Raw genomic sequence first — 20,474 nt, 5'->3', positions numbered from 1 at the left:
TTAGAGTACTTAGTTCTTAGTCCTTAGTTCTTAGTCTTTGAGATTTTTAGCAAAAGCACCTATCATTTTGCTTTCTTCTTCGATCAAAAACATAATCTCATTAAATAGATTATTGTCAGAAATAAATTCTAATTCTTTTGCAATAATTAATTGTGTTTCTATTTCATTCAGAGAACCTCTGGAAATATTCAAAAAATGGTTAAATGATTTATCGGTTTGGCGTCCAAAACCTTCTGCAATATTTGAAGGAATGGATACGCTTGCCCTTTTTAATTGACTTGTTAAGGCGTATATTTCTTCTTTAGGAAAACTCTTTGTGAGTTTGTAAACCAGAAAAACTATTTTTATTCCTTTTTGCCAAATAAATAATTCTTTGTACGATTTAATAACACTCATGTAAATCTTATAATTTAAATTCTTCCCAGACTAAGGACTAACAACTAAATGACTAATTACTTAGAGACAAAGTCTTTTACCAATTGATAAGCTTCTTCTTTGGCAGTATCTAAATCGTAGTTTTTGATAATCGTATCAAATTGTGGAGCAGTAGCCAATTCTACAGAAGCTTTTGCGATTCGCATGTTGATTTTATCATCGCTTTCAGTAGAACGTTGTTTTAAGCGGCGTTTTAGTTCATCTACACTTGGTGGTTTTACGAAAACGGCTAACGTTTGTTCAGGGAATTTATGTTTAATACGCAATCCGCCAGCAACATCAATATCAAAGATCACATTTTTTCCTAAAGCCCAGATTCTTTCAATTTCCGCTTTTAAAGTACCGTAAAAGTTATCGCGGTACACTTCTTCCCATTCCAGGAAATCTTCGGCTTTAATGTGTTTTTTGAATTGTTCCAACGAAATAAAATAATAATCTTTTCCGTGTTCTTCTTCTCCGCGTGGGTCGCGTGAAGCCGCTGAGATCGAAAATTCTAAGTTTAAATCTTCTTTCCCAAGTAAATGTCTTACTATAGTTGTTTTTCCAGATCCGGACGGTGCCGAGAAAACAATTAATTTTCCTTTGTTCATTATGGTATGCTTTAGGCTTTAGGCAGTATGCTTTAAGCTTTATTACTTTATGTTTTTTTGCTTAAAGCTTATAGCTTAAAGCTTACGGCTTTTTAAAGTACGTTCAGTACCTGTTCCTTAATCTTCTCCAATTCATCTTTCATCATCACTACCAGCTTCTGCATTTGAGCATGATTCGATTTTGAACCCATCGTATTGATTTCACGACCCATTTCCTGAGTAATAAAACCTAATTTACGGCCATTAGCTTCAGTTCCTTTAATCGTTTCTAAGAAATAGTCTAAGTGATTGGTTAAACGTACTTTTTCTTCTGTAATATCCAGTTTCTCTAAGTAGTAAATCAATTCCTGTTCGAAACGATTTTCATCTACGTTCACTTTCAATTCAGAAATAGCAGTTTGCAAACGATCTTTTATCGCCTGAACTCTTTCCGGATCAAGTGCCAAAGCGTCGTTCATGTATTGACGGATATTCCCAATTCTAAGATTAAATTCTTTTTCAAGAGATTCACCTTCGTCTTTTCTAAAAGTTAAGATATTTTGAAGAGCTTCCTCAATGATAACCTGAATCTGATCCCAATCGTTTTCATCGATTTCTTCACGCTCCGTTTTTAATGTATCAGGCATACGAACAGCCATTTTCATTAACTCCGTTTCATCAGCATCAGGGTAAACTTCTCTAAGTTGTGCAATGTAATTTTTTACAACAGGAACATTTACTTTCGTCGAAGTTTGTTCAGAAGTACTTTCAATGTAAATTCCGAAATCAATTTTTCCTCTTTCAAGTTTCGTAGAGATTTGAGTCCTTAAACCTAATTCCATTTCGCGGTACAGCGACGGCATTCTTACGTTTAAATCTAAACCTTTACTATTTAAGGATTTTACTTCGACCGTAATTTTTTTTGTAGGCAATTGCAAAGAAGCTTTGCCAAACCCTGTCATAGATTGTATCATATAATTGAGTATAAAGGCGCAAAGATAATTAAAAGTTTGCTGTGTTGAGTGGTAAAATGGTAATCTGTGAACAGGAGAAAGGGTTTATGTTTTTTTTACCGCAAATTTCACAAATTTTCACAGATTTGAAACGTTTAAACTTCGCAAATTATTTGAAAAAGAATTTGTCTAATTCAATTTATTATAAATTATAATTTGTGAAAATTTGAGTAATTTGTGGTTAACTTTTAGAGTAAGATTTAGTTTTTGGGCGTTCCCTCCGGGCCGGGCTATCCGCTCCAATCTTTTTTTGAGCAGAAAAAGCTCAAAAAAAGGATTTCCGCTGCAAACGAAGTTCACTGAACACTAAAATAAAATAAAAGTGGAGTGAAGTAATCCCTAACGCGCGTACCGTTTCTTTAAGAACTGTCAGGTATTATTTTTCCAAAGCTTTCATAGCTTGCAAAGTAACAGGCTGGCTGTTGCCGATATAAATTTTACCATCAATAATAAAAACCGGACGGCTCAGGAAAGTATAATGTTCCAGAATGTATTTTTTAAAATCGGCCTCAGTCAACGATTTGTTTTTCAAATCCATAGATTTATACAACTGTGCTTTTTTACTGAATAACGCTTCGTAACTGCCAGCAAGTTTATGCATTTCTTCCAATTCCGCTTCGGTAATCGGATTTTGTCTGATGTCATGAAACTCCAGGTTATGATTCGCCGGTAAGCCTTTAATGATTTTTCTACAGGTGTCACAAGAAGCTAAGTAATATATTTTGTTCATGATTTTAAATTTAGTGACTACAAAGAAAATTCATTTGAAACTGAAAAATGCCTAATTTTAGAAAAAAATTACAACTATGAATTCAGTTTTTGAAGTACAAAAAACCATTAGAGAAATTCTATTGAAGATTTTAGACGGCCATTCACTAGAACAGTTAAACAAAATCCCGGCGGGATTTAGCAATAATTTGATTTGGAATATTGCACATTGTGTATCTACGCAGCAAGTTTTAGTCTATAAATTATCAGGTTTGCCAATGAAGGTTTCTGAAGAATTTATAAACAAATACAAAAAAGGAACCAAGCCGGAAGGAGATGTCTCGCAGGCAGAAGTAGATGAAGTCAGAGCTTTGCTTTCCTCAACTTTAGATCAGGTGCAGAAAGATTTTGCCGATGGCATTTTTCAAAACTACACAGAATATACTACAAGTATGGGTTACACGTTAAGGAATATTGACGGAGCTTTAGAGTTCAATAATTATCACGAAGGAATTCACACCGGAATTGTAATGAGTATTAGAAAGTTTGTATAAAAAGGAATCCCGCTCAAGGCGGGATTTATTTATTCTACTATAGTCTCAATAGTGACTTTCATTGCACCGGCACCTTTGCTTCGGGTAATGTCCATAAAAGCTCTTTTTGAAAGGTCTAATTCACGGGTTTTAACAAATGGGCCTCTATCAGTAATTTTAACGATTACAAATTTCCCATTGGCTTCATTTGTTACTTTTATTCTTGTTCCAAAAGGAAGTTTTTTGTGCGCTGCAGTGTATTTATTGTTGTCAAATCTGCTTCCGTCTGCAGTTTTTCTGCCTGTAAATTTATCGGCATAATAGGAAGCATGTGCATTTTTTTTGTATGGTTTTAATTTTAAACCATTGTCTGTAAAAACAGAATCGATAGGTAAGATTAGGCCTGTTTTGTTGTTTTTAATAGTGTCCTGCGTAATTTTAGGTTCTGTTGACCTGACTTGTTGACTCATTACGTACGTTACACAACTTAAAAAAGTTATAGTAAATGCGCTGAGTAAAATGTTTTTTTTAATTCTCATGGGTTATTCTTTTTCAGACTTGGGGAGTTTGTACAAATAATATGCCGAGATAAAAAAAGCCCTGTTTTAAGGGCTTTAATTGGTTTTTAGAACCATAGGTTCCACGGGATTCTACTTAATATAAGTAATAATCCTAATCCGTAAAAAATAGCAAACGTTTTAAATTTAGCTTCGCTATTAATTAGTTTTTTATGTTTAGACCATCCAATAGTAATTAGGATAATGGCTATGATGTTAATTAAAGGGTGTTCTAATGAAGTTAATCGAAGTTCAGCATTAGACATTTCTCCAAAAGCTGCTTTTCCAAGCGGAGATACAAAATAAAGAATTAAACCAATCAACAATTGCGTGTGTGCTCCAATTAAGGCAAATAAGGCAATCTTGCGGTCTTTGGCTGTAAAATCTTTTTTAGAAGTTAATCCGATAATGGCATTTACAACGGCAATTAATAAAAGTAATAATGCCAGATAAGCCCATCCAGAATGGAATTTTTGTAGAAAATAATACATAAAACAGTTTTTTTGTTCAAAACAAATATAACAAAAAAGGCTATAAAAAAACGGCATCAAACTTAAAAGTCGATGCCGTTTATGATATTTATTTAGATTCTAAATATTAGAAATCGTAACGTAGTCCAAAGTTCCAAGTTCTACCAAATCCAAAGTATACCTGATTTGTAGTAGCGATACCTTTGTATGTTGATACAGTTGGCACGTCAGCTGCGAATATGTTTGTTTTCGCTTCTGCGATGTAAGTATAATCAAATACGTTGTTTACGTTTAATCTGAAACCAACTGAATTGCTTTTAGTTTTTCCAACTAACAATTTGTATGATAAACCAGCGTCAACTAAACCAAAAGCAGGTAATTCTAATGATCCTCTGTTGTCTTCTTTTGTGAAGTTTCCTGGAGAAATTGCAGCATATAGTTTTTCAGTATAGTTGTAATTTGCATCTACACTAAAACGAGGCAGTATTTCGTAAGTAGCTCCTAAAGCAGCAGTTAATTGAGCAGCATCACCAACTTTTACACCATCAAGATAAAGAATAGTAGTTGTTCCTCCACCAATAGGGTTGTTTGCAGAATCGTAACGGTTACTTGTACTTGTTCCTTCGTATTTCCAGTCTCCAATAGAGAACATTCCAGTAATGTTAAGTTTATCTGTAACTCTTGCTCTACCGTCAAACTCTAAACCTGAGTGGATTTCTGTAATTCCTGAGAAGTCATAATAACCTCCTGGGTTAGTTGTGTCATTATCGTTAGATCTTTGGTATCTGTCTTTCCAAGATGTACGGTAAACGTTTACGTTAGCAGTAAAGATTCTAGAACGGAAACCGTAACCAGCTTCTAAACCAAAGATTTTTTCGTTAGTTAAGTTACCATTTACTAAAGAAGCGTTGTTTGGGTAAACAGCGTTAAAGAATGGTTGTTTTGAGTAGTAACCTGTATTAAAGTAAACATTGTGGTTTTCATTAATGTTATAGTTAGCTCCACCTTTTACGTTACCACCAAGAATGTTTTCGTAATCTGTGCTTGATAATGGATTTGAAGCTAAATATTTGAAATAATCAACTCTTTTGAATCCTTGTTGAGAAATAGCTCCTTGTACAAAAACAGTTAAGTTGTCATTAGAGTATTCTAATTGAGTAAATCCACCATACCATCTTACATCTCCATCATTATAGAAGTTGATCTTTTCTTCATTATCCGTGCTTTTGAAAACGTTCCAAGCTGGGTATGTAGAGTATGTATTAGTTAGCACTCTATTAGGGTTATTTACATCATAGTTGTCAGCGAAAGCATCTCCTCCTAATAAGTTATTTACGTTTTGGTAGTGGATACCTTTGTAGCCTCTAACATCAACACCAACATCCCAAGTTAAGTTATCGGTGAATTTTTTGTTGAAGTTAACAATTGCTCCATACCAGTTGTGTGAGTTAACTGATGAAATTTGAGAAATACCATTTGTTGTATTGTTTCCAGTAAGTGCAGTATTTTGGTATTGACCACTTGTACCAGTAGTTGTACGAGTAGAAGCAGTTCCATTAATATCTACTGTCTGACCTGAGTTGTAAGCAACAATTTTGTCATAATCAACTAAACCATCTGCAGTTCTAAAAGCATTATTAACATAATTTAAGCCTTTAATAAAACCAGCTCCTCTAGAACCTCCTCCACGTCCGAAAGAAACGTAACCTACGGTAGATAATTTTGAAGTTTCATTAATCTGGAAATCATAGTTTAATGAAATAACTGGCTTGTGATAGTAATTTCTTACCATGTTAAATTCTTTTCCATCTTTATACCCCCAGTCAGAGTTATATTTGATATTTGGATCAGATTCTGTTCCGTATTTTTGATACTGTGCGATCGTGATGAACGTTGATCTTTGATCGTGCCATTGTGGAGCACCAGTTATAGTAAGCTGAAAATCGTGCTTGTTGTTTTTTGTAGCGTAACCAAGACCAATATAGTAGTTGTCTCCATTAAATTTTGTCGCGTCTACATAACCATCACCTTGAGTGTGGCTATACAATACAGATGCAGAAAATCCGTTGTCTAATTTTCCTGTGTTGTAAGCAACATTTGATTTGAAGAAATTATCATTACCGAAAGAAGTTCCTACTGTACCTCCTTGTTTTAAATCTGATGCTTTAGTAATGTAGTTCATAGTTCCTCCAACAGAAGCAATTGCCAATTTTGAAGATCCTAAACCTCTTTGTACTTGAATTGCAGATGTAACATCTGATAAACCAGACCAGTTACTCCAGTAAACAGATCCATTTTCCATATCGTTAACCGGCATACCATTAACCATTACGGCAATGTTATTTTGGCTAAATCCACGGATAGTGATTCTTGAATCTCCATAACCACCACCAGATTTACTAACATAAACTGAAGGTGTGCTTTTTAAGATTTCAGGAAGTTCTTGGTTTCCTAGTTTTTCCTGAATTTCAGAAGCTTTAATTGTAGAAACTGCAACAGGTGTTTTTCTGTCTTTTGCAATATCTACTGTAGTACTTTTTACTACAATTTCGCTTAGTTCGTTTGAATTAGAAGCTAAAACGATGGTACCTAAATTAGTAGTAGCTCCATTAGATACTGAAAATTTTACAGTTTGGTTTTGATAACCTAAAAAAGAAATAACGATTTCTCCCGCACTGCTTGTTGTGTTAAGTGTGAATTTACCGTCAAAATCTGTAGAAGTAGCTGTTGTAGAGCCTTTAATCACTACGTTAGCTCCCGGCAAAGAACCTGTACCGTCGGTAATTGTACCAGTAATTTTTCCCTGAGAAAATGCGGTCGAAACTATCATGAACAACAGTCCAGTAAGTAACCAATTTTTCATTGTCTTCATTTGTTATTTAGTTTATTGTTTTTGGCAAAATTATAACAAATAACTCAGATAGTGTTATCAAAATGTTAAGAAAAGTCAGTTTTATCTATTGTGTTGCGCATTAAAATGATTTTTTCTTTTTTTGTTAATTTAAACAATGTTTTTTTGAATTTAAGCACTTGTTTTTTGTTAAAATCATAATTATTCGAACAGTGCTGTAGGTCTAAACTTGCAATAATCAATGATTTAAGGTTTGAAAGTAGCTTATTTATACGAAAAAACGCCTTAATTTTAGTTAAATCAAGGCGTTTCAGTTTGTTATGAAAACTCGTAAGAATATGCTATTTGTTCTTTAAAAAGTGGTTCAACAAAAATGATGTCGAACTATCATGACTTTTTACGGTTTTTGAATTTATTTCGTCTAAAATTGAATTGGCCAATTGTTTTCCTAATTCAACTCCCCATTGATCAAAACTAAAAATGTTCCAAATAACACCCTGAACAAAAATCTTGTGTTCGTATAATGCGATTAAGGATCCTAAAGATTTAGGCGTTAATTTTTGAATCAAAATTGTATTCGTTGGTTTGTTTCCAGTGAAAACTTTAAAAGGCAATAAGTATGATGCTTTTTCTGCAGAAAGTCCTTGTTTGTCAAATTCAGCCTGAACTTGTGCGGGAGTTTTTCCGTTCATTAAAGCTTCAGTTTGTGCAAAAAAGTTTGACATTAATTTGTCGTGGTGATCTTCGTTTCCATATAAAGGTTTTACGAATCCAATAAAATCTGTCGGAATTAATTTTGTTCCCTGATGAATTAATTGAAAGAAAGCATGTTGTGAATTTGTCCCTGGCTCTCCCCAAATAATTGTTCCGGTTTGGTAGTTTACGGGTTTTCCGTCACGCCCAACACTTTTTCCGTTGCTTTCCATCGTTGCCTGTTGCAAGTATGGAGCTAATTTTTGTAGATATTGAGTATAAGGGATCAAAGCTTCGCTCTCAGCACCAAAGAAATTATTATACCAAACACTTAATAATGCTAGGGTTACCGGAATGTTTTCGTCAAATTCAGCCGATTTGAAATGTTCATCCATTTCGTTGGCACCTTTTAATAAATCATTATAATTATCAAAACCAACGGCCAAAGCGATACTTAAACCAACAGCGCTCCAAAGAGAAAATCGTCCTCCAACCCAGTCCCACATCGGGAAAACGTTGTCCGGATTAATTCCGAATTCGGTTACCTTTTGAATATTAGTAGAAACTGCCACAAAATGTTTCGCGATATCTTCCTGAGAAGCCGATTTCAAAAACCATTCTTTGATGGTTTCAGAATTCGATAAGGTTTCCTGAGTAGTAAAAGTTTTAGAAACAATTAAAAATAAGGTCGTTTCCGGGTTTAGTTTTTTGATTACTTCATTTACATGATCACCGTCTACATTCGAAACAAAATGTAAATTCAGGTGATTTTTGTAAAACTGTAAAGCTTCAACGGCCATTACCGGACCAAGATCTGAACCTCCAATTCCGATATTAACAATATCAGTAAAGGCTTTTCCGGTAAAACCTTTTCTTTCTCCAGAAATTACTTCGTTTGTAAAGTTTTTGATTTTGTTTTTTACTTCATAAACTTCCGGAATTACATTCTCACCATCAACTTTAATTGTTGCTGATTCCGGAGCACGTAATGCAGTATGTAAAACGGCTCTGTTTTCTGTTTGGTTGATGATTTCTCCACCAAAATATTGAGAAATTGCCTCTTTTAATCCAATTGAATTTGCTAATTCTAATAAAAGGGCAATAGTTTCCTGACTAATGTTGTTTTTAGAATAATCTACTAAAAAATCATTCCATTGTAAGTTGAATTTTTCAACACGAGTATTATCTTGTTGAAATAATTCTTGTATCGTAGTTTCGTGAATTGCATTATAGTGGTTTTGCAGATTTTTCCACGCTTCAGTCCCGGTTGGGTTTGTTGTGTTTAAAGCCATTTTTTGTATTTAATTGAGAAGTGGTTACTTGTGGTTTCTTAAAACACAAAAATACTGAAATAACTTTTAAAAGCTTTAAGCTTCACAATTATATAACAATTAGTTACGAAAACGTTTTATAAGATTATCGTTTCTGAATTTTTGTGGTTATGATTATAGCGCCGTCATTTTCTTTCTCATTATATATAATGCGACTGCTATTTTTGTTTAAAAAATCTACGCTTAATATATCTGATTTTTTAAGAGGCAGTAAAATTGTATCTTGTTTTTTATTGTAATTAAAAGGATTTCCGTCTATTACAATAAAAGGGGAATTGCCAATTTGGTCTTTCTCAAATGCATAGTTGATTTTTTCTAATACAAAGTATTTATTTTTCTCTGAATCATTTAATACAAAAGCATGTGGATTGGAACATCCGAGTAGCAATATCGATGAAATTATGGATAAAGTTCGTTTCATTTGGTAATTCGATTTATTAAATGAAATTTTTTCTACCAAATCTTCCACCAGGGTTTTTTATTAACTTCAATAGTTTTTTTTTCGGTATTAATTTCGATTCTTTTAGGTTGTTCGACTTTAATTTTCGAATCATCAAAAAATAATTCACCAGCATCATTCATTCCAAGAGGAGACTTTGTTCTTTCTCTCCAATCAGCTGTTTGTAATTCTGCAATTAGTGTTGAATGAATTTTATCCTTAAATTTTTTCTGTGCTTTTTCTATAATTTCTTCTTCCAGATTTGAAGATGAATTTTTAAAAAGTGAAATTGAATTGTCTGGAATGTTTAAAAGGAAAATCTGTGTTTTGTTTTCGATTTTCTGAATATCCAATACTTTAAAATATGCAATAGTATCTAAAAGAAAATGACCAATTTTTGCAGAGTCAGGATTGAATTTTGATAAATCTTTTGGATGGGCACTGGCAATTAAATATCTGGTATTGCCAGAAAGTCCGCCGCCCATAGACGACATATCAGTGAAGCCTTTTTCCTGAATTATTTGGCCTACTTTATAATTTGAAATTAAATTATCTGGTAAATCAGTATCCCTGTAAAATAGTTTTAGACCTGAAAAAGTTTCATTGTAAATTGCTTTAAGACGTGCATTTTTCATTCGACTTTATATTTCAGATATTTACAAGTTTCCAATACTATCTAATTCTCTTTTCAAAGGTTCCATTTGTTTCATGAAACGGTTTTTGTCATTTCCTGTCAAAGATTCGCCGGTTGGTAAGTTCAATCGAAGCGCATCAACCTGAATTCCGTTTTTCCAAAATCTATAACAAACGTGTGGTCCGGTTGCTAGTCCGGTGCTTCCAACTAATCCAATGGTTTGTCCCTGAGTTACACGTTGACCACGACGAACTAGAATTCGGGACATGTGTAAATATTGAGTAGAGTAGGTTCCGTTGTGTTTTACTTTTACGAAGTTTCCATTTCCGGCTGTATATCCGGTTGCTTCTACAACTCCGGCAGCCGTTGTTGAAATAGGTGTTCCGGTTGGAGCAGCATAATCAGTTCCTTTGTGTGCTTTCCAGGTATGTTGTACCGGGTGGAATCTGTTTGCTGTAAATCGCGATGTAATTCTACTGAATTTTATTGGTGTTTTTAGAAAGAAGTTTTTCAATGTTTTACCCTGATCATCGTAGTATTCAACTTTTCCTGAAAGTGTGTCTTTTTCAAAAGGAAAAGCATAAACGATTTTTCCTTTATATTCAAAAAATGCAGCTTCAAGATCTTCAACACCATCATACGTTTTTCCGTTGATAAATCGTTCAGTGAAAATTAAACCGTAACGATCTCCTTTTTTAAGTTTGAAGAAGTCAATTGACCATGAAAACACTTTGGTAATTCTGCTTGCGAGGGCTGTTTCTACACTTGCGTTTCCTAAAGTTTCAGACAATGAACTTTTTAAAACACCACCTATTATTTTACGTTTAAAAGTAACCGGTTTTATTTTTTTATAAGCTTTTGCAATACTGTCTCTTAAGTCAACTACATAATAAGTTAGTGCATCGGGCTGATAAATAAAAACTTGTAATTTATTGGTTTTATTTTTAGCTCGAAGAAGCGTATAAGGTTTGTTGTATCGAATAGTTCTAACATTAAAAGAATCTTTTACCTGTTCGACAATATTAAATACTTGTTTGTCATCAATATTTTGATTTTGGATGATGGATCCAAAGGAATCTCCTTTTGATATTGTATCATTAACAACATTAAAGTCGGCGTAATTAAAACCAAATTCTACTTTCTTAGTTTTTGGTTTAGTGATTTTAGTTTCAACTTTCTCATCGGTTTTATTACATGAAAATATTGAGAATAAAACGATTATAATTACGAATGCTTTTTTCAAACTTTTATTTTTTGTGGAAAATTAAATGGTTTCTTCATTTCCCCAATTGGACAATTCATCTTCGGTCCACAATTTAGGAAAAAAGATGCGTCTTTGGTATTTTGGATGCATATATTTTTGCCAGTCACTTCCACCGGTTGCTTCTCCGTTACCTTTTCCGCTTTCCAAAATGTATTTTCTTGCCGTGTTTAAATGCTGCATAACCCAAGTAATATTCACGGTTTTATCATAATGACGCATTGCATTTATGAGTTCTTCATTTTGCTGATCCGTTTCTGGTAATTGAGTAAATTTTTGCCAAATATTTTTAGTTTTAAAAGTAGACATTTGTCTTAAAAAGGAAACTTTATATTTGTTTTCGAACTCCTGTAGTAGATATGATTTTTCACCTGTTTGATAATCTTTTCCGGCAGCCTGCCAGTATAAATGTTCAAAACTGGTTTCTAAGTCAGTGTTTTCGTCAAAATTTGCTTTGTATCTGCGATCTGTTAAATTGATTACATCAGTTGATGCAAATTCAATTAATCTATATTGTGCGCTCTGAAAACCACTTGCCGGAGTAAGTGTATTTCTGAATTTCATGTATTGATCTACTTCCATTCCGTTTTCCATGATACTAAACGAATTGGTAAGCATGTCAAAATATCTTGTGATTCTTGATAGTCTTTCGCTGAAAAAAGCAACCTGAATATTTTCGGTATTGGCAATCTGATCAATTTCCCACAAAATCATCTTGAAAATTAATTCATTTACCTGATGATACATGATGAAAACCATTTCGTCAGGTAGGGTAGTGCGCTGTGTTTGTAAGCTTAAAAGCGCATCAGTTTGGATGTAGTCCCAATAGGTAATTGGTTTTGACCAAAGTAAACCTTCAAGCTGCACCTCTGTTTTTTGATTTATAGCTTGAAATTTAAGGTCAATTTCATTTAAGATTGATTCTGAATGATCAGTAAGGTTCATTATTTTTTTGCTTTAAATGGATTTTTTAATCCTTTATATTCGTCTAGATCTGCTTTTAGTGATCCTACTGCAAGATCTGCTTTAATTCTAATTGGGACTTTGTTGTTGTCATCTGTTATCCAGAGTGTAACGCTTTCTTTTTCTTTAAAAACTCTTCCTGTTTGTACCAATGGTTTAAATACCATTGTAGAAACGGTGCCAAATTTAGTTGTAATATCCTGACGACCTATATATTTTAACTTAAATTTTGTGATTTCATCATCAAAAAACATGTCGATTGTAATAGCATCACCAGATTTAAGCTTGTCAATGTTCGGGTGATTTCGTAAATAATAGAACGAGGAAATAATGTCCTGAACGTTGTCTGTTGTAATAATAGTTTTTTCAGACTTTCGTTTGTAATCTTTTACTAATACGCGATTTTCTGCCTGATTAAAAATACCTTCCTGATTTTTGGTATAGCCGCCTTCGTCAATTTTTCGGATATATCTATAAGGGCTACCGGTTTCTTTGTCAAAGTAGCTTTCGTATAAATCCTCTACTTTAAAAAAGAATTTTGACATTCCGGTTGTATAACCTTTACCCACCGCATGATGCACTTTTTTGTTATTTATTGTGGCGTCTTTAATTTCGAGAGTGGCATAGCCAGCATTAACAATTCCGTAGTGAATCCTAAATTTGAAGAATTCTCCCGTACCAAATGCATCTTCTTTCTGAGAGTCGAAAGCAAAAGTAGTGAGAATTAATATGATGAGAATTAGCTTTTTCATAGTACAATCTTTACATTTCATTATAAAGATAATTAAATGCAAATTCTATTCCAAATGTACCAAAACAAAAAAACTCAGTCAAATAATGACTGAGTTTTTATGCTATTAACTAACCAAAAAACTATAAATTATGAAATTTATATCAATTCGGAAGGAAACCACCCCTTCCTGATTTGCGAGTGCAAAGATATACAGAAAGTTCAAAAAAGAAATAGTAAAAGGTAAGTTTAACATAACATTTGCATAAAAAGCATCGTTTTACAGAGAATTATCTTGTTTAATGTAAAAGTTTTGCGTTTTTATAATGTTCCTCTCAATTCTTGTTCTCTCTCAATCGACTCAAAAAGGGCTTTAAAGTTACCTGCACCAAATCCTTTTGCGCCCATTCGTTGAATAATTTCGAAAAATAGTGTAGGTCTGTCCTGAACAGGTTTAGTAAATATCTGTAATAAGTAACCATCTTCATCAGCATCGACCATAATAGCAAGTTTCTCAATTTCGTTTAAATCTTCTTTCATCATATCCATGTGAACACCTAATCTTTCAGGTATTGCCTGGTAGTAAGTATGCGGTGGAGCAGATAAAAACTCTACACCTCTTGCTTTTAGTTGTGATACGGTTTTAATAATATCATCAGTAGCAATGGCAATGTGTTGAATTCCAGGCCCACCATAAAAATCTAAATATTCTTCAATTTGAGATTTTTTCTTTCCTTCGGCTGGTTCATTGATTGGGAATTTAATTCTTCCATTTCCATTAGACATTACTTTACTCATCAAAGCTGAATATTCAGTATTAATTTGTTTGTCATCAAAAGATAGGAAATTCACGAATCCCATAACGTCTTCGTAGAATTTTACCCAGGTATTCATTTCGTTCCAGCCCACATTTCCAACCATGTGGTCAATGTACTTTAATCCGGTTGGTTCTGGATTGTAATCTGATTTCCATTCTTTGTAACCTGGTAAGAAAACGCCGTTGTAGTTTTTTCTCTCTACAAAAATGTGAACTGTTTCTCCATAAGTGTAAATTCCAGAACGAATTACTTCTCCAAATTCATCTGATTCTACAGTTGGTTCCATAAAAGAACGGGCACCACGTTTCATGGTTTCTTCGTATGATTTTGTGGCATCTTCAACCCAAAGTGCCGCCACTTTTACACCATCTCCATGTTTTTGAAGATGTGCATGAATTGGAGAATCCTGTGTTAAAGGTGTTGTCAACACAATTCTGATTTTGTCTTGTTTCAGTACATAAGAGGCTTTGTCTTTTACTCCGGTCTCTAATCCGGCGTAAGCCAATGACTGATATCCAAAAGCTGTTTTATAATAATGTGCAGACTGTTTTGCATTTCCTACGTAGAATTCTACATAATCTGTCCCTAATAGGGGAAGGAAATCTTGTGCTCCTTCAAAGATTTTTTCTAATCCGTATTCTACTGATTTTACTTCTTTTGACATAATGTTTATTTGTTTAATCGGTTAATCGTTTATTTGATTTCCGAAATATTTTTTAAGATTGTTTTTTTAACCGCAAAGTCCGCAAGGATTTTACGCTAGGTTCGCAAAGTGTATCATAGCGATCTTTGCGTAAAATCCTTGCGAACTTTGCGGTTAGATCGACTCGATGAATTTACTCCGTCCAGGATTTATAATATTGTCCATCATCCAATCCCATCGCTTCCTCAGTAACCATTAATGGCCTGAAAGTATCAACCATAACAGCTAATTCCTGGGTTTCTTTGTGACCAATACTGCGTTCCATCGCGCCAGGTGCGGGACCATGCGGAATTCCTTTTGGGTGTAAAGTGATATGACCTTGCTCGATATTATTACGGCTCATGAAATCACCATCAACATAATAAAGAACTTCGTCAGAATCTATATTGCTGTGATTGTATGGCGCAGGAATTGCTTTTGGATGGTAATCGTAAAGTCTCGGACAGAATGAACAAACGACAAAAGTAGCCGTTTCGAAAGTTTGATGTACCGGAGGCGGTTGGTGAACACGTCCCGTTATAGGTTCAAAATTATGAATCGAGAATCCGTATGGAAAGTTGTAACCGTCCCAACCCACAACGTCAAAAGGATGTGTGGCGTAAACTAATTCGTGAATCATGCCTTCTTTTTTGATTTTAATTAAAAAATCACCTTTTTCGTCATGTGTTTCCAATTCGTTTGGCAAAATAAAATCACGTTCGCAAAATGGCGAATGCTCTAAATGTTGCCCCGATTGGTTTTTATAACGTTTTGGAGTGTAAAAAGGAGAATAAGATTCAACGTAAAATAGGCGGTTTTCTTCAGTCTCAAATTCTATTTGATAAATAATGCCTCTTGGAATAATAAGATAATCACCATATTCAAATGGAATATTTCCTAACATGGTTCTTAATTTTCCTTTTCCTTTATGGATGAAAAGCATTTCATCGGCATCGGCATTTTTGTAGAAATAATTTCGAAGTGATTGTTTAGGTGCTGCCAATCCTATAATACAGTCTTTGTTGACTAACATGGCTTTTCGGCTATCTAAAAAGTCGTTCTCCGGTTTTAATTCAAAACCTTTAAAAAGTAATGATTTTATGTTTTTTCCGATTGCAATTTTTGGTTCAACCGAATAAGAGTTTAAAATTTCTTTGACCTGTGTTGGTCTGTGAGCATGATAAGACAACGACGAATGTCCGTGAAAACCTTCGGTACCAAACAATTGTTCGTAGTAAAAACCTCCGTTTGGTTTTTCGAATTGGGTGTGTCTTTTTTGAGGGAAATCTCCAAGTTTATGATATAATGGCATGGCTTTTCAATTAGATAATTTGTAAATTAGATAATTCGAAAAAGGTGAATTGTGTGAACAGATAACCAGCTCAACTTTTGTGCTGACTAATTATCTCAATTCAATAGCTTCACTCAGGATTTCTCTTGATGAGGAATTGAAGATATTCTAATAAACCTGTCCATTTTGTTTTCATTATAACAAATGTCGTAATTTTTATCGAGTAAAATTATAAATTATATCGGTTATAAATATTAATTCTTTTGATTTTTTTTGAAATAAATTTTAGATAGCAAAAAAATAGTACGCTTTTTTTGAATTATTCAGGATTATAATACTAAAACTGAAAACCAATACTAAACCAGGTAAAACTTTTTGACATTTCAGGAGACCAGGACTGTTTAACCTCAATTGGACCAATAATAGTTTCTAATCCATAACCTAAAGCATAACCTGAATATTTTGGCATTGAGATCCAGTCAACAGTAGTAAAAATATCATTCCCTAAATTGGCAAAATTGGCAGAAAAATTCACATGGTTTTTTTTGAAAATTTCATAATCTAAAGTGATATCTGATTTTATATAACTATTACCCGCGATACTTAGAAAATCATATCCATAGAAGTAATTGAAATTGTTGACTTTATTATAACCATAACCACCCAGAATAAAATCAAAAAAGGGTACACTATCACTACCGATATTAAATCCTGCATCTGCGCCAATTTTTACAGTTGCTTTTCTAAAAAGTGTTTTGGCGAAAGCGACTTCGGCTTTCGCAATAGAAAAAGGTTTAAATTGATTGGTATAATCTGATGAAGCCAGATAAGTTTGTAAATCAGAAGAAAAATATAATCCGGAATTTGGAAAACTCTTACTATCAAATGAATCATATTTCAAATACCCAAAAACACTAAGGTAATTGCTCTTATCAATTATATTTTCAGCATTAGAGAGTGTTGGAGAGTCTATCTTTAAATACTTGTATTCAAAACCTCCACCCATCAAAAATTTCTGTACAAAAATAGTTTGAAAGTAAGCCTGATTTGTTAAATCTAAAAAGTCTACATTTATAAGGTTTACATTTGGCGCAGTACTTAAATTGCTAATACTTGTGGTAACATTTCGATTGAACTGATTTAATCTGGAACGAAATCCGAAACTTATATTAAACCCATTTTCGACATAATAATTTAAATCATATCTAAAATTATCTCCCAAAATTATATCTAAGGAAGTGACATCATTTTTTAGAAATGTTTTCTTGTGGGTAAGATTTAGTAAAATTCCACTTTTATAAAGTCCGTCATAATGTAATCCCAGTTTCAAATACGTTTGAGTTGGGTTTTCTTTTAAGACAAGATCTAAATCATCTTGTTTGCCATTTGGCTGCAAACAATAAGATATTGTGCTAAAGTTCTGAGTTGCATTAAGATTGTTTATTCCGGTTTTCAGATCTTCATAAGTTATGGTACTTCCCGGTTTGAAACGAAGTTTACCATTGATGTATTCTTTGGTGTAGTTGTCTAATTTGTCACTGTTAATTTTTTGGATTTCAATAGTGTCTGTTGCGACTTTTAATTTTGGTTTTTTATAAAAATTATCTTCAGTAACTAATGATTTTATTTTTTCGTAAACCGCAAAGGTGGCTTCTTCACCTTTTCTAATTATTTCTTCTCCTTTGTCAAATGAAATTACACCAAAATCACGAATATCTGGTTTCACATAGATATCAGTGTCTTTTATTTTACTTTTCATTTTATCAATGGACTGCAGATTGGTAATCTGAACTAAAATACGGGTAGCATTTTTAAGATTTTTTCTTTTCAATAAATCATCCTGTACATCAACACCAATTATAATATCGGCACCAAGATTTCGGACTTCCTTAATTGGGTAATTATTGACAACGCCACCGTCGACTAATAAATTGCCATCAATTTCGACCGGAGTAAATAAGGATGGAAAGGCCGAACTTGCCATCATGGCCTGAACCAGATTTCCTTTGTTTAGCAAAACCTCTTCACCGGTTTCGATATTGGTTGCAATACATAAAAAAGGAGTTGGCAGTTTATTGAAGTCACGCACATGACGAACATTTCTGGTCAGACTGCTCAATAAATTATAATTGTACATTCCTTTTGAAAGTGCCTCCGGAATTCCAACTCTGAAATTACTAAAAGGCAAAACTATGGCATATAATTCATCATTTTTTTTGCCGTAAAAGTTTTTAGAAGATCGAGGAATATAATCATTTATTAATTCGTCGAAATTAGTTTGCTTGAAGATGGAATCGATTTGGGAACCATTATAGCCAGAGGCGTAAAGTCCACCAATTACAGCTCCCATACTGGTTCCGCCAATGTAATCAATTTTTATTCCGGCTTCTTCCAGAACTTTTAAAACACCAATATGTGCAAATCCTTTAGCGCCACCACCACTTAAAACTAAACCAATTTTAGGACGTTTAACGCTGTCTTGTTTTTGTTCTTGCGAGAAGGAGTTTTGAGAATTGAATAATAGAGTAAGAAAAATTATTATGCTCCAAAAGCTTCCGATAATTGTCGGGACAGAAGAAAATCCTTTTGACCGGGTATTTGAAATGGAAAGCTGAATTTGGCGCATAAAAATTTACTGGTTGGTTTTGTAAAAGTCGACAATTTTTTTGGCTTTTGATACTCCTATAACGTCAGATATTTCTTTTTCTGAAGCTAATTTTAATCTTTTAACACTTTTAAAATGTTGTATTAAAGTCAGCATGGTTTTTTCTCCAATCCCCGGAATGCTTTCTACTGAGGAATTTAATGCGGCTTTGCTTCGTTTGTCACGATGAAATGTGATTCCGAAACGGTGTGCTTCATTACGTAATTGCTGAATCACTTTTAACGTTTCTGATTTTTTATCGAGATACAGCGGAATAGAATCTCCCGGATAAAAAAGCTCTTCAAGACGTTTTGCTATTCCGATAATCGCAATTTTTCCACGTAATCCTAAATCATCTATACTTTTTAAGGCAGCAGAAAGTTGTCCTTTTCCTCCATCAATAATAATAAGTTGCGGTAAAGGTTCTTTTTCGTCCAGTAATCTTTTGTAACGGCGGTATACAATTTCGGTCATCGACGCAAAGTCGTCCGGACCTTCAACTGTTTTTACATTAAAATGGCGGTAATCTTTTTTACTTGGTTTTCCATCTTTGAAAACCACACAAGCGGCAACCGGATTTGTTCCCTGAATATTTGAGTTATCAAAACATTCTATATGTCGAGGTTCAACAGGTAAACGTAAATCTTTTTGCATTTGTGCCATAATACGATTCACGTGTCGATCCGGATCTACAATTTGCAATTGTTTTAATTGTTCAATTCGGTAGAATTTAGCATTTCTGATAGATAAATCTAAAATCTGTTTTTTATCTCCAAGTTGCGGAACCGTTGTTTTAATTTTTTCGCCCAAATCAACGTCAAAAGGAACAATAACTTCTTTTGATAATAAATGAAAGCGTTCACGAAGTTCGATAATGGCTAATTCTAATAATTCTTCATCGCTTTCGTCTAGTTTTTTCTTGATTTCTAAAGTATGCGAACGAATAATTGATCCGTGCGAAATTTGAAGAAAGTTGACATAAGCCGCACTTTCATCAGATACAATCGAGAAAACATCAACGTTGGTAATTTTCGGATTAACAATCGTAGATCTTGATTGGTAGTTTTCGAGAACTTCTATTTTTTCTTTGATTTTATGCGCTTCTTCAAAACGTAAATCCTGCGCATATTGATTCATTAAACGCTTGAAATCTTTCATACTTTCTTTGAAATTTCCTTTCAAAATTTCTCGAATTGCATCAACTTGTCGCTGATAATCCTCTAAAGATTCAATCCCTTCACAAGGTCCTTTGCAATTGCCAATATGGTATTCCAAACAAACTTTAAATTTACCCGAATTGATGTTCGATTCACTTAAATCATAATTGCAGGTTCGTAGAGGATACAATTCTTTGATTAACTCCAAAATCGTGTGCACAGTTTTGAAATTAGTATAAGGTCCAAAATATTCAGAGCCGTCTTTTACCATTCTTCTGGTAGAAAAAATTCTCGAAAAAGGTTCTTTTTTAATACAAAGCCAAGGGTAACTTTTATCATCGCGAAGCAAAACATTATAACGTGGTTGTAATGTTTTGATCAAGTTGTTTTCTAATAAAAGAGCATCGGTTTCAGTTGGAACAACGATGTGTTTTATGGTCACGATTTTTTTTACGAGCACATTTGTTTTTGCCGTATCGTGAATTTTATTGAAGTAGGAGGAAACCCTTTTTTTTAAATTTTTTGCTTTTCCAACGTACAATATTTTTTCGTCTTTATCGTAATATTGATACACACCGGGATTGTCCGGCAAGGTTTGTATTTGAAGTAATAAAGACGGTTTATGCATTCTGTTTTGTTTCTGAAGATGGTCGAAAAGCATTCCGAAAAACTATTCTGTTTTTCCTGAGAAAGCT

18 protein-coding genes are annotated in these 20,474 nt (G+C 33.6%); 1 reads left to right on the top strand and 17 read right to left on the bottom strand.

The window, feature by feature from the left end:
• Window positions 1–30: 30 nt before the first annotated feature.
• The 4 genes from BUA98_RS01075 to BUA98_RS01060 all read right to left on the bottom strand — a co-directional run bounded on the left by BUA98_RS01075 (window position 31) and on the right by BUA98_RS01060 (window position 2,747).
• A complete protein-coding gene (locus tag BUA98_RS01075) occupies window positions 31–396 on the bottom strand; it encodes a four helix bundle protein (protein ID WP_072969821.1) in 366 nt (121 codons plus the stop codon).
• Window positions 397–452: 56 nt separating this feature from the next.
• Window positions 453–1,025 (bottom strand): guanylate kinase, encoded by a 573-nt coding sequence (gmk, locus tag BUA98_RS01070; RefSeq protein WP_072969820.1) that lies wholly within the window; start codon window positions 1,023–1,025, stop codon window positions 453–455.
• Window positions 1,026–1,117: 92 nt separating this feature from the next.
• Entirely contained in the window at window positions 1,118–1,978 is an 861-nt protein-coding gene (locus BUA98_RS01065) for a YicC/YloC family endoribonuclease (protein WP_072969819.1), read from the bottom strand.
• A 415-nt stretch (window positions 1,979–2,393) separates the two neighbouring features.
• Window positions 2,394–2,747, bottom strand: coding sequence for an arsenate reductase family protein (locus BUA98_RS01060; RefSeq protein WP_026983658.1), 354 nt, complete (start codon window positions 2,745–2,747; stop codon window positions 2,394–2,396).
• A 76-nt stretch (window positions 2,748–2,823) separates the two neighbouring features.
• On the opposite strand from BUA98_RS01060, the gene BUA98_RS01055 reads away from it, so the two are divergent.
• A complete protein-coding gene (locus tag BUA98_RS01055; RefSeq protein WP_072969818.1) occupies window positions 2,824–3,279 on the top strand; it encodes a DinB family protein in 456 nt (151 codons plus the stop codon).
• A 29-nt stretch (window positions 3,280–3,308) separates the two neighbouring features.
• On the opposite strand, the gene BUA98_RS01050 is transcribed toward BUA98_RS01055, so the two are convergent.
• The 13 genes from BUA98_RS01050 to uvrC form a co-directional block, all read right to left on the bottom strand.
• Window positions 3,309–3,797 carry a septal ring lytic transglycosylase RlpA family protein gene (locus BUA98_RS01050; protein WP_072969817.1) on the bottom strand — a complete coding sequence of 163 codons (489 nt, stop codon included), beginning with the start codon at window positions 3,795–3,797 and terminating at the stop codon, window positions 3,309–3,311.
• 86 nt (window positions 3,798–3,883) lie between these two features.
• Window positions 3,884–4,306 carry a hypothetical protein gene (locus BUA98_RS01045; protein ID WP_072969816.1) on the bottom strand — a complete coding sequence of 141 codons (423 nt, stop codon included), beginning with the start codon at window positions 4,304–4,306 and terminating at the stop codon, window positions 3,884–3,886.
• A 106-nt stretch (window positions 4,307–4,412) separates the two neighbouring features.
• Window positions 4,413–7,157 (bottom strand): TonB-dependent receptor, encoded by a 2,745-nt coding sequence (locus BUA98_RS01040; RefSeq protein ID WP_072969815.1) that lies wholly within the window; start codon window positions 7,155–7,157, stop codon window positions 4,413–4,415.
• A 320-nt stretch (window positions 7,158–7,477) separates the two neighbouring features.
• Window positions 7,478–9,121 (bottom strand): glucose-6-phosphate isomerase, encoded by a 1,644-nt coding sequence (gene pgi / locus BUA98_RS01035; RefSeq protein WP_072969814.1) that lies wholly within the window; start codon window positions 9,119–9,121, stop codon window positions 7,478–7,480.
• Window positions 9,122–9,245: 124 nt separating this feature from the next.
• Window positions 9,246–9,581 (bottom strand): hypothetical protein, encoded by a 336-nt coding sequence (locus BUA98_RS01030; RefSeq protein ID WP_072970558.1) that lies wholly within the window; start codon window positions 9,579–9,581, stop codon window positions 9,246–9,248.
• 32 nt (window positions 9,582–9,613) lie between these two features.
• Window positions 9,614–10,234, bottom strand: coding sequence for a hypothetical protein (locus BUA98_RS01025; protein ID WP_072969813.1), 621 nt, complete (start codon window positions 10,232–10,234; stop codon window positions 9,614–9,616).
• A gap of 21 nt (window positions 10,235–10,255) precedes the next feature.
• The gene (locus tag BUA98_RS01020) at window positions 10,256–11,476 is read right to left on the bottom strand and encodes a M23 family metallopeptidase (protein ID WP_072969812.1); all 1,221 of its coding nucleotides are present in this window, start codon (window positions 11,474–11,476) and stop codon (window positions 10,256–10,258) included.
• 21 nt (window positions 11,477–11,497) lie between these two features.
• Window positions 11,498–12,439 carry a tryptophan 2,3-dioxygenase family protein gene (locus BUA98_RS01015; protein ID WP_072969811.1) on the bottom strand — a complete coding sequence of 314 codons (942 nt, stop codon included), beginning with the start codon at window positions 12,437–12,439 and terminating at the stop codon, window positions 11,498–11,500.
• Window positions 12,439–13,209: a DUF3108 domain-containing protein gene (locus BUA98_RS01010; protein ID WP_072970557.1), complete on the bottom strand. Its 771-nt coding sequence runs from the start codon at window positions 13,207–13,209 to the stop codon at window positions 12,439–12,441. The genes BUA98_RS01015 and BUA98_RS01010 overlap by 1 nt, the downstream gene beginning before the upstream one ends.
• 299 nt (window positions 13,210–13,508) lie before the next feature.
• Complete coding sequence (hppD, locus tag BUA98_RS01005; protein ID WP_072969810.1) at window positions 13,509–14,669, bottom strand: 4-hydroxyphenylpyruvate dioxygenase; 1,161 nt, start codon at window positions 14,667–14,669, stop codon at window positions 13,509–13,511.
• Between the two features lie 172 nt (window positions 14,670–14,841).
• Complete coding sequence (locus BUA98_RS01000) at window positions 14,842–15,999, bottom strand: homogentisate 1,2-dioxygenase (RefSeq protein WP_072969809.1); 1,158 nt, start codon at window positions 15,997–15,999, stop codon at window positions 14,842–14,844.
• A 316-nt stretch (window positions 16,000–16,315) separates the two neighbouring features.
• Window positions 16,316–18,604, bottom strand: a complete 2,289-nt coding sequence (locus BUA98_RS00995) for a patatin-like phospholipase family protein (protein ID WP_086065095.1) — start codon at window positions 18,602–18,604, stop codon at window positions 16,316–16,318.
• 6 nt (window positions 18,605–18,610) lie between these two features.
• Complete coding sequence (uvrC, locus tag BUA98_RS00990) at window positions 18,611–20,407, bottom strand: excinuclease ABC subunit UvrC (protein ID WP_072970555.1); 1,797 nt, start codon at window positions 20,405–20,407, stop codon at window positions 18,611–18,613.
• Window positions 20,408–20,474 lie beyond the last annotated feature (67 nt).

This window comes from Flavobacterium saccharophilum (genome assembly GCF_900142735.1).
In the GTDB taxonomy this organism is placed as follows: Bacteria; Bacteroidota; Bacteroidia; order Flavobacteriales; family Flavobacteriaceae; genus Flavobacterium; species Flavobacterium saccharophilum.
Note: the sequence above shows the minus strand (reverse complement) of the source record. Positions and strands in the feature narration are given on the sequence as shown.

Coding starts and splice junctions, on each gene's coding strand:
- BUA98_RS01075 (WP_072969821.1), bottom strand. CDS start 396: ATGAGTGTTATTAAATCGTACAAAGAATTATTTATTTGGCAAAAAGGA.
- BUA98_RS01040 (WP_072969815.1), bottom strand. CDS start 7,157: ATGAAGACAATGAAAAATTGGTTACTTACTGGACTGTTGTTCATGATA.
- BUA98_RS01030 (WP_072970558.1), bottom strand. CDS start 9,581: ATGAAACGAACTTTATCCATAATTTCATCGATATTGCTACTCGGATGT.
- BUA98_RS01060 (WP_026983658.1), bottom strand. CDS start 2,747: ATGAACAAAATATATTACTTAGCTTCTTGTGACACCTGTAGAAAAATC.
- uvrC (WP_072970555.1), bottom strand. CDS start 20,407: ATGCATAAACCGTCTTTATTACTTCAAATACAAACCTTGCCGGACAAT.
- pgi (WP_072969814.1), bottom strand. CDS start 9,121: ATGGCTTTAAACACAACAAACCCAACCGGGACTGAAGCGTGGAAAAAT.
- BUA98_RS01055 (WP_072969818.1), top strand. CDS start 2,824: ATGAATTCAGTTTTTGAAGTACAAAAAACCATTAGAGAAATTCTATTG.
- BUA98_RS01000 (WP_072969809.1), bottom strand. CDS start 15,999: ATGCCATTATATCATAAACTTGGAGATTTCCCTCAAAAAAGACACACC.
- BUA98_RS01065 (WP_072969819.1), bottom strand. CDS start 1,978: ATGATACAATCTATGACAGGGTTTGGCAAAGCTTCTTTGCAATTGCCT.
- BUA98_RS00995 (WP_086065095.1), bottom strand. CDS start 18,604: ATGCGCCAAATTCAGCTTTCCATTTCAAATACCCGGTCAAAAGGATTT.
- hppD (WP_072969810.1), bottom strand. CDS start 14,669: ATGTCAAAAGAAGTAAAATCAGTAGAATACGGATTAGAAAAAATCTTT.
- BUA98_RS01025 (WP_072969813.1), bottom strand. CDS start 10,234: ATGAAAAATGCACGTCTTAAAGCAATTTACAATGAAACTTTTTCAGGT.
- BUA98_RS01010 (WP_072970557.1), bottom strand. CDS start 13,209: ATGAAAAAGCTAATTCTCATCATATTAATTCTCACTACTTTTGCTTTC.
- BUA98_RS01015 (WP_072969811.1), bottom strand. CDS start 12,439: ATGAACCTTACTGATCATTCAGAATCAATCTTAAATGAAATTGACCTT.
- BUA98_RS01050 (WP_072969817.1), bottom strand. CDS start 3,797: ATGAGAATTAAAAAAAACATTTTACTCAGCGCATTTACTATAACTTTT.
- BUA98_RS01045 (WP_072969816.1), bottom strand. CDS start 4,306: ATGTATTATTTTCTACAAAAATTCCATTCTGGATGGGCTTATCTGGCA.
- gmk (WP_072969820.1), bottom strand. CDS start 1,025: ATGAACAAAGGAAAATTAATTGTTTTCTCGGCACCGTCCGGATCTGGA.